This window comes from Sungkyunkwania multivorans (genome assembly GCF_042675645.1).
GTDB lineage: Bacteria > Bacteroidota > Bacteroidia > Flavobacteriales > Flavobacteriaceae > Sungkyunkwania > Sungkyunkwania multivorans.
In genome coordinates this window covers 22,142-33,171 of record NZ_JBHTJH010000001.1, presented here as the reverse complement: position 1 = coordinate 33,171, position 11,030 = coordinate 22,142, and the positions used below count along the sequence as shown (strand labels likewise).

At 41.1% G+C, this 11,030-nt stretch carries 5 protein-coding genes; 1 reads left to right on the top strand and 4 read right to left on the bottom strand.

The genetic code is table 11. The features are described from left to right. Nucleotides 1-43 precede the first annotated feature (43 nt). On the bottom strand, nucleotides 44-4,168 hold the full coding sequence (locus tag ACFQ1M_RS00110; RefSeq protein WP_386402112.1) for a hybrid sensor histidine kinase/response regulator transcription factor: 4,125 nt from the start codon (nucleotides 4,166-4,168) through the stop codon (nucleotides 44-46). Between the two features lie 168 nt (nucleotides 4,169-4,336). Here ACFQ1M_RS00110 and ACFQ1M_RS00105 point away from each other — a divergent pair, with 168 nt between their 5' ends. Further along, nucleotides 4,337-5,230, top strand: a complete 894-nt coding sequence (locus ACFQ1M_RS00105; protein ID WP_386402109.1) for a hypothetical protein — start codon at nucleotides 4,337-4,339, stop codon at nucleotides 5,228-5,230. Nucleotides 5,231-5,666: 436 nt separating this feature from the next. On the opposite strand, the gene ACFQ1M_RS00100 is transcribed toward ACFQ1M_RS00105, so the two are convergent. From ACFQ1M_RS00100 to ACFQ1M_RS00090, 3 genes are all read right to left on the bottom strand, one after another. After that, nucleotides 5,667-7,718 carry a T9SS type A sorting domain-containing protein gene (locus ACFQ1M_RS00100; RefSeq protein ID WP_386402106.1) on the bottom strand — a complete coding sequence of 684 codons (2,052 nt, stop codon included), beginning with the start codon at nucleotides 7,716-7,718 and terminating at the stop codon, nucleotides 5,667-5,669. A 63-nt stretch (nucleotides 7,719-7,781) separates the two neighbouring features. Then, nucleotides 7,782-9,791 carry a hypothetical protein gene (locus ACFQ1M_RS00095; RefSeq protein ID WP_386402104.1) on the bottom strand — a complete coding sequence of 670 codons (2,010 nt, stop codon included), beginning with the start codon at nucleotides 9,789-9,791 and terminating at the stop codon, nucleotides 7,782-7,784. An 18-nt stretch (nucleotides 9,792-9,809) separates the two neighbouring features. Next, entirely contained in the window at nucleotides 9,810-11,027 is a 1,218-nt protein-coding gene (locus ACFQ1M_RS00090) for a T9SS type A sorting domain-containing protein (protein WP_386402102.1), read from the bottom strand. Between the last annotated feature and the right edge of the window lie 3 nt (nucleotides 11,028-11,030).

Below are 11,030 nucleotides of genomic sequence, written 5' to 3'. Positions count from 1 at the left end.
GTTATCACTTCAGACCATGATCAGGAGATTGAGCTTTTGCCGTTCACCTTCTTTTTTTGGGCAGCTCGCCATATTGCTTTTTGTAACAAACGGTAAAATAGGATGCGGACAGAAAACCAACCTTATGGGCTACTTCACTTACGTTTAGATTTTTGTCATTCTGAAACAACGTTCGAGACCTTTCTAGGCGTACTCTCCTTATAAATTCAATGGGGGATAAGTTGGTAAGTAGCTTTATTTTGCGATATACTTGGCTTCGACTCAAACAGAGATGTGATGATAATTTCTCTACATTGAGCGATGGGTTTTCGATGTTATCTTGTATATAGTGCACCACCTTTTGTATGAATTCATTGTCCAGGTCAAGGTCCTTTTCGACAGTCTCAACCACCGTTCTGTTCGCCGCAGGATCTTTGAGACCTCCCGATTTTTTGATCAACTGATCTAAGACCAGCTTAAGTTCTTTTGTAGAAAAAGGTTTTGTTAGGTATGCTTCAGCACCTGCTTCGCGTGCACTGATTCGATCTTCGGCAAGGTCCTTGGCTGAGAGCATCACAACGGGAATATGGCTTAGGCTAGGATCGCCTTTCAGTTTTTTGCAAAAGTCTACACCGTCCATTATTGGCATGATGATGTCACTGATGATGATGTCTGGTCGTTGCTCCATGGTTTTTAACCAGCCTTCTTGGCCATCGGAGGCAACGATCAGCTCATATTCATCTTCTAGTATTGAGGTCAGGTAGTCTTGCAGGTCGAGATTGTCCTCGACCACCAATAATTTTTTCTTAAGTTGTTTTTTGGAAAGAATATCTTCAATGGTGTAAACCTTTGAGGGTGTTGTTTCACTGTTGTTTACGACCATTAGTTCATCCTTTTTCACTTGCGATGGGGAAACAGAATCCGTAAAAAATTCTTTCCCGTTTGGAATGATCACCTTAAATACAGAGCCTTTTCCCAATTCGCTTTCCACTTCCACCGCTCCTTTGTGAAGTTCGACAAAGCTTTTCACCATTTCTAGACCGACACCGGTGCTTCCATAGTAGGACTTGTTCAGCTCACTTATCAAATAAAAGCGTTTAAATATCTTTTTATAATCCTTTTGGTCGATGCCAGGACCATTATCTCTAAAGTGTACTTCAATTACTGGTATGGGCTTTTCTGGGTCTATAAGCGGAAGTACTTTTTCTTCTCCCGATTTGATATCTACGCGTATTCTTCCCGCATTGGGTGTCACTTTGAACGCGTTGGACAATAGATTGAAAAATATCTTATCGAGCATGCCGCTGTCCGCCCATACATGTAAATTCTTATTTTGGTATTTGAGGTCTAGATTGATGGCTCTTCGTTTTGCTTCCTCATTAAAAAAGCTCAAAATGTTCTTGGTTCTGTCGATCAAGTTGAAATTACTTATTCTTAGCCGCAGTTTATTAGATTGAAGTTTTCTAAAATCCATTAGTTCGTTGATCAATCGTGAAAGGCGCTCGGCATTTTTATAGATGATCTGATGTTTTCGGCGAACGGATTCATTGATATTGGCTTCCCTCGAGTTCAGTAATTCTTGAATAGGATTGATTATCAAGGTAAGTGGTGTTCTGAACTCATGGGAAATATTGGTGAAAAACTGAAGCTTCTGTTGTTGCAGTTCCTCTTTTTGCACTCTGCGTTCGCGCTCAAGCCTGTAGGTATTAAGTTCATGAAGTCTACGTCTATAGATATACATGATGGATAAAATACCCAGTATCAATAAAATGGCATAGGATATATATGCCCATATGGTTTGCCACCATGGCGGTAAGACGGTGATCTTTAAGATGACCGAGGCATCATTCCATTTGCCGTCGTTATTGGCCGCTTTCAGACGAAAGGTATAGTCGCCGGAAGAAAGGTTGGTATAGGTAGCGCTGGTCTTTGAACCGACATAATTCCAAGTCTTCTCAAAGCCTTCGAGAAAATAGGCATATTGGTTTTTTTCAGGTCTCGTGTAGCTGATGGCCTCGTAATCGATGGTAAGTACATTTTGATTGTGTTTGAGGGTGATCATCTTGCCTTCTTGCGAGATATCTAGTGGACTGTCCTCATCTCTACGATCTATTTTTTTGTTGAATAGTTTTACATCCTTCAGGTAAGGTTTGGCCAGATAAGGATTATAAACGATATTCTGAGGTTCGATCACATTGATGCCATTCTTGGTACCCAGATACATCCTGTTATGATCGTCCATTATGATGGCCCTATCGATCAAGAAATTTTCGAGAAGCCCATCATTGGTCGTGAAGCGTTCTACTTCATTGGAGTTGCGATCTATCTTTAAAACGCCTTGCTTGCTACTCAACCAAAGTTCGTTTTTTGTTGGCTCAAATATAGCGTTTACAAATGTGAGGTCATGGTCTTTGAGCACAAGCCGTTCAAAACCTTGCTCTTCTCTCTTATAGGAAAAGAGCCCCCCGCCATTGGTGCCACACCACAACGTTCCGTCTTGAGTTTCAAAAATATCCAAGATACGATTCGAGCTCGGATGACCACCAAATTTTGAGGAAATAGCATTGCTATGTGCGATGACGCTATAGCCATTATCTTGTTGTCGCTCTAGATGGTACAGCCCCGACGAGGTCCCAACCCAAAGCTGGCCATTACTGTCGTGATAGAGCACCTTGACATCCTTCGTGGTTAACTCCGATTTGGCATATGAGCTTCCTTTGGGCATTTCTATTCGCTGCATTTTTGGGTCATAATAGTAGACCCCCTCCAAAAAAGAGCCCATCCAAACGTTTCCTGACCCATCTTCGGCAAAACAGCGAATCTTGTTCGTAAGAAGTACTCCATTTGTATTCGTAGTGGTCAAATTCAAAAAGGTCTTGCTCCCTTTTTTCAAGAGAAAAACACCATTTCCCCAAGTCGCGATCCATGTATTGCCACTGCTGTCAACAAAAATATCTTCTATATAGATGCCTTTTGGAAGTCCACTATAGGCGGAATTCGATTTCCCGAATACATTCGTGATCTTCCCGGTGGTGGTGTTCAGAATGTCGATGCCATTGACCTGGGCGATCCAGATGTCCCCCTCTTCGGTCTTTGCGAATGCCTTTACAGCATTTGTTTGAATACTGTTTTTTGCATTGTTGCTTCGAATGATACCGAACTTATTATGATGACTGTCAAAAAAGCCTAAGCCATTTTCATAATAACCCAACCACAGTCTATTCTCCTTGTCGAATAGAATAGACCAGACCGAGTCCGAGCCAATGCTTTGGGGGTCTTTATTGCTATATCTATAATTTTTTACAATATTGCCGTTGGAGTCTAGAATGATCAACCCCTCATTTTCTACAGCCACCAGTATATGGTCCATGCCACTGGCGATTGCCATCACCGCTTGTTCGACCACATTTAATTTTAAAAGCGCCCCGCCTGCCTTTTTGAGGTCTCCTTTGAAGAGTCCGCTGGTTAAGGTTCCCACCCAAAGATTTTCTCTTTCATCTACATGCAGTTTAGTTACTTCTGGAGCCTCCTTGGTTCCTTCCAGTGTCATGTCTTCAATGACACCGCGCTTGTGATATTGCTCAGACTTCAAACCTTGGTTGGTGGCGATATAAAGGTTTCCTTTGGTTGAAAATTGAAGGTCGAGAACCGTACTTCCTTTAAGCAAATGATCCTTAAGTACGTTTTCTTTGGTATCTATTTCCTTCACGCCGTCGTAGGTGCCTACAAGAAATCGATCTTCATATTCGGCAAAACACAAGATGCTGGTATAGTTATATTGTGGGGCATTATCGGCATTACCATTCAATCGCTTAAACGTGTTCTGCCAGTCGTTATACATACATAGGCCCGCGTCAGTACCTACCCAAACACGCCCAGAACGATCAACGAACAGGGAGCGTATAGAATTGCTGTTCAAACTATTCTCGTCCTTTAAACTATGGCTGTAATAGGTGTACGAAAAACCGTTATATTTATAGAGCCCTGCACCGTCGGTACCGATCCAAATGAAGCCGTGTTTGTCCATCACCATCGCGGTGATAGGTCTTTGGAAAATATTTTTCTCTACAGCATGAAATTCTAGAGAATTAAAGTCTATTTGCGATCGTATTGCTGTTGAAACTAAAAAAAAGATAAGAAGAACTGGTAGTCTTTTGACATATCCAAAATGACCCTGAAAGTTTACCATTGATCGTTGAATTGAACTTCGAATAAAAGGCATTTTATTTCCAATGAAAATAAAATTTGTAGCATTTTAAGCATCAAATGTTGCAAACAGCATTCAAAGGATCTTCATCCTATGACAAAACGAAGTATCTATATTATATTGTCTCTGTAAAATTAAACAAAAATGATTATGCGACAATTTATTCTCGGAATGGCATTGCTCATGTTGGTCTCTTGTGATAGAGAACGCGATTTTGATGCGATTTTGATGGAAGGTCCAGCGCCTACCGAAATTCAGGCCAATATAGCGTTTAACAATGATGTAGCACCTTTTTCGGTGACCATAAGTCCTACCGCAATTGGAGCAACGGCATTCGAAGTGCTTTCGGGCTTGCCTGGCGATACGCCAAGACTTATCGGCATACAAAAGTCACTTACATTTGAATATCCCGAAGCAGATGAGAACTTTTTCGCGACCATTAGGGCCATAGCTCCGAATGGGTTGGTGACTGAGGAACAGTTTGAGGTCATACCTCCTGCTGATCCATGTACACAGATCGCCAGTGCGCCTATAACGTGGGACAATGGCAACGATCCGGCGTTCTCTTTTGGATTTAATGGGGTAGATCTGCAAGTGGTGACCAATCCCGACCCATCAGGTGCCAATCCGGAAGTCTCTAATGTCCTAGAAATAGTTCAAGATGGTGGTGGTAATTTTGATGGCTATGGAATTCAAGCGACCGCACCAATAGATTTTAGTGCAGAAGATAAGGTGGTTCGATTGAGTTTTTGGTCCAATGTGGAAGTGCCTGTAAGGCTAACCGTGCAGCAAGACCCAAATAACGATACCGAGCGTGAGGCTGAGGTGAATCTTATTCACACAGGTTCTGGCTGGGAAGAGCTCCGATTTGACTTTGCTACAGCCACTGCTGGTTTTACAGGGAACGCCAATGGAGCGCTTGGAATTCCTGATTTTGCCGCTTTCGTGCCGACTGGACAATACATTCGATTTCAGATGTTCATAAGTCCAGGGGATGATGTGGCAGGCACCTTTTATCTGGACAATCTCGGATCTTGTCCTTGATCAAAGAAAGAATAGTTTTGTGCCTATGCGGGTATCTTGAAAATGGATGACTCTTCTTTTTAAGATGATTTCCCACTAGGAAGACATTTACAACAGATCATCGTACTCGATGAGCATGGTTTCATAATCATCCTGTTGACTTTTGAAACCATATAGCATTAATCAATTCGAATGATTTTCTATAAATAATGAAACCTTGCAAATTCAATGATTTGCAAGGTTTTTTGTTGTGGTGTAAGCTACTAATAACTTAAGGGGAAAGTGTATTCATCATGTTGGTAGTGTGTTCTTCGAATAGGTGGACCAATAGCCTACCACTCATCGTTTACAATCAGAAAACTTTGTTTTCGGGTTGTATTCGAGGATCTGCTATGTTCTCTTTGATGTGGTGTCACATTATAAAAATGGACGACATGGTTAATATCATGACCACAATTTATTTTTGTACAACAAATTTCTTGACCGAATTCATCCCTGCAGACCTTAAAGCGATGAAGTAGATGCCCTGAGATAAATTGCTCACGTCTAATGTCTCGCTCGCTGCGCCATCCGAACCATACCTCTTCGAAAAAGACCTGATCGGTCTTCCTTCAGAACTCAAGAGGTCAAATTCAACCTCGCCTTGTTTTTTAACATAAAAATCAAGTTGCAGATGTCGGGACGTAGGATTGGGGCTTACTATAAAATCAAAAGAGGTGTCTGTATTTTCAGCGATGGGTTGCTCTAGTGTAATGTCATCCTGCAGAGCTCTGTTGCTCGCATTAGATCTTGCATATACCTTCATTTCTGCAATATTTCCATATCCGTTGTTAGGAGAAAGATATCTAATGTATCTGGCATAAATTTCTGAAGAACCACCACTTGAAAGATAATAGTTTCGAAATCCTAAATTGGCATTCGTAGGAACGGTATAGATCGTTCTTGGATTATCAAAATTTGCATTGTGGCTTATTTGAAATTGACCTCCTCTCATACGGCGACCATGGTATCTTCTAGGTCGAAATAAAATACAACTAATGTTTTGATAACTACCTAGATCCAGGCCAACCCATTGATCATTGGCCGATGGACCATAAAAATAGGTACGATTTCTATTATCAAAAGCTTTATCCCTAGTAGAAACACCGTCCCAAGAGCCTTCTGAGCCCAATACCGTCCCATTGACTTGATAAGCGCTTCCTGTACATGACCCTGAAGAATTTAAACTTTCAACTGGGAAATCATAATCATTATTATTTGAAAAAAATGAAATGCCAAATTGGTCCGCTGCTAGACCATACAGCATGGTCGAATAATCTATGCCCTGGATCTGATCTGAATTCCAGGTGGGCTCGTCTAAGCTATAACGCCATAAGAGTTGTTGCCCGGTATTTAAATTATAGATACCCTTGTTACTTGAAAGCATTTGTTGTAAATCGGTTTTTGCACTTGGTCTTATAGGGATATAGCCCGCAACAATATGCGGTGAGACCACATGGGCGGCGTGTTCGTTTATTCTATCGGCATTATAGCCATAGAGTGTATAGGTAATTCCATTGAAGGTTCCTGGCGAATTGCCAGCACCGAGTCCCCATTCGTAACCATTTAGACCTGGGTAGTTTCCAGAAATATTCTGATAATAAAGCTTGTCTGCCGAAGCCATATTACCCATATAATTTACATAAGAAGGGCTATTGTGTGCCCATGAAATGAGGTAATAAGGGAATTGGATCGTAAAGTCTGAAAGAAAGGCATTTCCGCTGGCGTCATCCGTTAATAGCTCATAACCCCAATAGTTGGAATTTGCAAAATTTCCCAGTTGCTGCCAAACATTCCAAGCTGCCGTTCCGGCACCTCCAGAACCTCCTTCCGACTTCATTGCCAAATAAGCGACAATGATATATTCGTTGAACGGAAGCGTTGACGTTCCTGACAATCCATTACCACCACTATCCAGTTCTCTCCAGATCGCCCCTGTAGAAGGATTTGCAATGGCAGCTTCCCAATCCACCGATAAGAATAGTTCATCTGCGTAGGCTGAAATTTCATTATCGTTAAAATATTTTTTGGCAAATAAAGCACCGATGGCCAAAAGCGCCGTATCTATCGAGCTATACTCCGAGTTCCACGCCTGGTTTCCTGTATCAACATCTATGAAGTGTCTGTAAAAACCGCTGCCGTTTCTATCGGGGTCAAAGTCGGGTGTATAACCGAGCATCGTTCTTAAGGTCTGTCTTGCGAGATCCCTTGCGTATGTTATATAACCAGCTCTATCGGCAACACAGAGTGAAATAAGACCAACTCCGGTATTCGCTACGGAACAGGGGTGATAATCGGTCCCGTTGATGATTTTCGAGTCGAGATACACCCCGTTATACTGTCTCTGTAAATCATAGAGTTCGTAAGTGTCTTGAAGTAGGTCATTTGTGCTGATCTGTCCAAAAACATTGTTTGTACAGATAACAAACATTACTGCCATAATGCCTTTAAAAAAACATTTCTTTTTCATGGTTAATGGTTTTTTAGCCGAATTTTTATTCAGCTTGGTTTAATAATTTATCATAAGCTTTAGTTATGGAGCTTCAAATCTTAAATCATCTATATAGTAGATATCCTGAAGTGTTCCGTTGGTTTCGGCGGCATTGAAAAACAGGACAAGCGTCGTATTTCCATTTCCTTGGGCGACACTAAAATCATAACTTATCTCGGTCCATTCACCCACTACTGCAATGTCTTGATAGATCTCAACGGGAGTTGTTCCTCCCTCTAATTTGGCCAGCAGCGGTGCGGCCATAGATGATAAGACCTTTATTTTGAATTGGTTGTTGACAGACAGATCGATCGCTTGTCCGAAACTAATGATCAAGGCATCAAAAGGATCTGTGCCGTTATCGGTATATTGTCCAACATTAGAACTACGGTTCTCGCAACTGATATTTGGATTTTGGACTATAAAGCCTGCTCCGAATGCGCCATAATTCTGTTGGCAATCAAAATCATTGACAATGGACAGATCTGGTTGTACACCAGTACAGTCTTCAACAATTTCAGAACAATCAACAGTTGTAAAACGAATGTCGTCAATATAATAGATGTCTTGGATAGAACCATCTGTTTGCCCAGAATTGAAGAATATTACCAATCTGGTATTATCACTACCAATTGCTGAGGTAAAGTCGAACTTATAATTTTTCCATTCATCGACCACATCGATATTCGCTGTTATCTCTAAGGGTGTCGTACCGCCTTCTAATTTTGCTGTTAATGGCACGGCGCTACTTGACAGAACTTTGATGTTTAATTCAGGACGCCCTGAAAGATCGAAAGGTTGCCCAAAATCCACCAATAAAAAATCGAATGGTTCTGTACCATCGTCAGTATAGGAACCTACTAGGTCACTATCGTTAACGTCGTTAGGATTTGGATTGTCTACAACCGGAATTCCATTCGCATTCGCGAGCGTGTAGTTTTGCTGACACTCAAAGTCACTTATAATGCTCAAATCGGTTACAACTCCTGCACAAACATCCACAAAAGGAACAAATCTTAAATCATCGATATAATAAATATCATCTTCCGTACCGTTATTATTTCCTGCATTAAAAAATAGGATCAGCCTTGTATTTCCGGCACCTTGTGCCTCGGTAAAATCAAATGTCAATTCGACCCATTGATTGGCCTCCTGTATCGTTGCTGTACGCTCAACATCTGCCGAACCGCCTTCCAGCTTCGCTATCACTGGTGCTTGAATCGAGGAAAAGACTTTGATGCTAAACTGTGCGTTTGCAGAAAGATCTATCGGTTCACCGAAATCTATTAACAGGTTGTCAAATGGTTCGGTACCGTTGTCGGTATATTGCCCGACCGACTCACTGGTATTAATTCCGCTAATACTTGGATTGTCAACGATCGGAACCACCGTATCCCCTTGATTTGGGTCACCAAGAAAATAGTTTTGTTGGCATTCAAAATCATTGATCACACTTAGATCGACCTCAATATCCTCGCAAGGATCTATAGTCGGGTCAAATCGCAAGTCGTCGATGTAATATATATCCTCACCATTGGTTTCGACACCGGCATTAAAAACAATGATAATTTTGTTGAAAGAAAAACCTTCAAACTCATTGAATTCAAATTCTTGCTGTTGCCAACCATCTCCACCAAAAACGGTGCTAGAAAGGGCTACCTCCCCAGAACTATCATTTTGAAGTTTAACTTGAAGCTCTCCAGTTATTTGGGACCTAAGCTTGAATCTGAACACACCATTTTCAGATAGGTTTATTGAACTTCCATAGTTGATCGTCAAGCCATCATTTGCACTGCTTCCATCTGTATACTCACCTACGAAGAGGGAAGTGTTTATGCCGGTTTCTGTTGGGTTTCGAACAATGGATAGATCTTCGATGGTCACGTTATTTTGGCACTCAAAATCTGAAATGATGAAGGGGTTCTCAATAACATTCGTATCGGTACATGGTACAATGCTGATAAGATCGAATTCTTGTAAACTTTCTTCACATGATATGGCTGCGAGAAAAATGAATACAACGTATTTTTTGAGTGATTTGAAGATGTTCATCGCTTTTATTTTTAGCTATTATTGCTTGACAAGCTTTACTGTATGTGTAATTGAAGGGGTTCTAAGGATCAAAAAATAGACTCCCTTAAGAAGTGACTCTGTATTTATGCTTTCAATATCGTTTGATGTTCTATCGCTTTTTAAAACGACTTTGCCAGACAGGTCCATAATTTGAAAAGACCGTATTTCAACTCCTGGTTTTATGTTTACAGTATCCAATGCTGGATTTGGATATATCAATAAGTTTTCGACACGCTGATCGATATCCGTCAATGACAAGGTAGAATCAAAAAATAGGTCATCTATATAGTATATATCGGTAGGTGTCCCTGTAGTGACGGTAGGATTAAAAAACAATACGACTCTAGTGTTTCCATTACCTGCAGAGGCACTAAAATCAAAAGTGAATTCCTGCCATGTATTGACCAAGCTAAAATCTGAATATATTTCCTGAGGTGTGCCACCCTCCAACTTTGCAAGAATTTGTACCGAACTAGGTGAATAGAACTTAAGTTTTAGAATGCTTTCAGTAGAAAGATCGATCGCTGTCCCATAATCTATGATCATGGCATCAAAGCCCTGTGTTCCATCATCTGTATATTGCCCTACATTGGCACTAAAGTTAATACCGCCTACCGCTGGATTTGCGACGGTTACCAGGGCACCCGTGATCGGTTGTGAAGGAGCAGAACATTCAAAGTCCGTGATCACTGGTTCTGTACATGGCGGTAAAATTGGCGCATCAAATAATAGGTCATCTATATAATAGATATCTGTAGGTGTTGAAGTCGTAACGCCTGGATTAAAAAACAGTACTACTCTTGTATTGCCATCACCTAACGATGAACTAAAGTCAAAAGAAAATTCTTGCCACGTATTTACTGCGCTGAAGTTAGAAAAGATTTCTATAGGTGTTCCTCCTTCTAGTTTTGCCAGAATTTGTACTGAGCTCGGAGAATAGAATTTTAACTTCAAAACACTGTTGGTAGATAAGTCGATCGGTGTTCCATAATCAATGACCAGCGCATCAAAACCGTCTGTTCCGTTGTCCGTGTATTCGCCAACATTCGCGCTGTTGTTTATCCCACTCGGGAAAGGATTGGCGATGTTCACCAGCGCACCTGTAATAGGATGCGATGGTGAAGAACACTCAAAATCTGTTATTACCGGGTCGGTGCATTGGGCAATGCCCACGTAAGCCACTAAATTGAATATAAAAAGTAATATGTTCTTCATAAT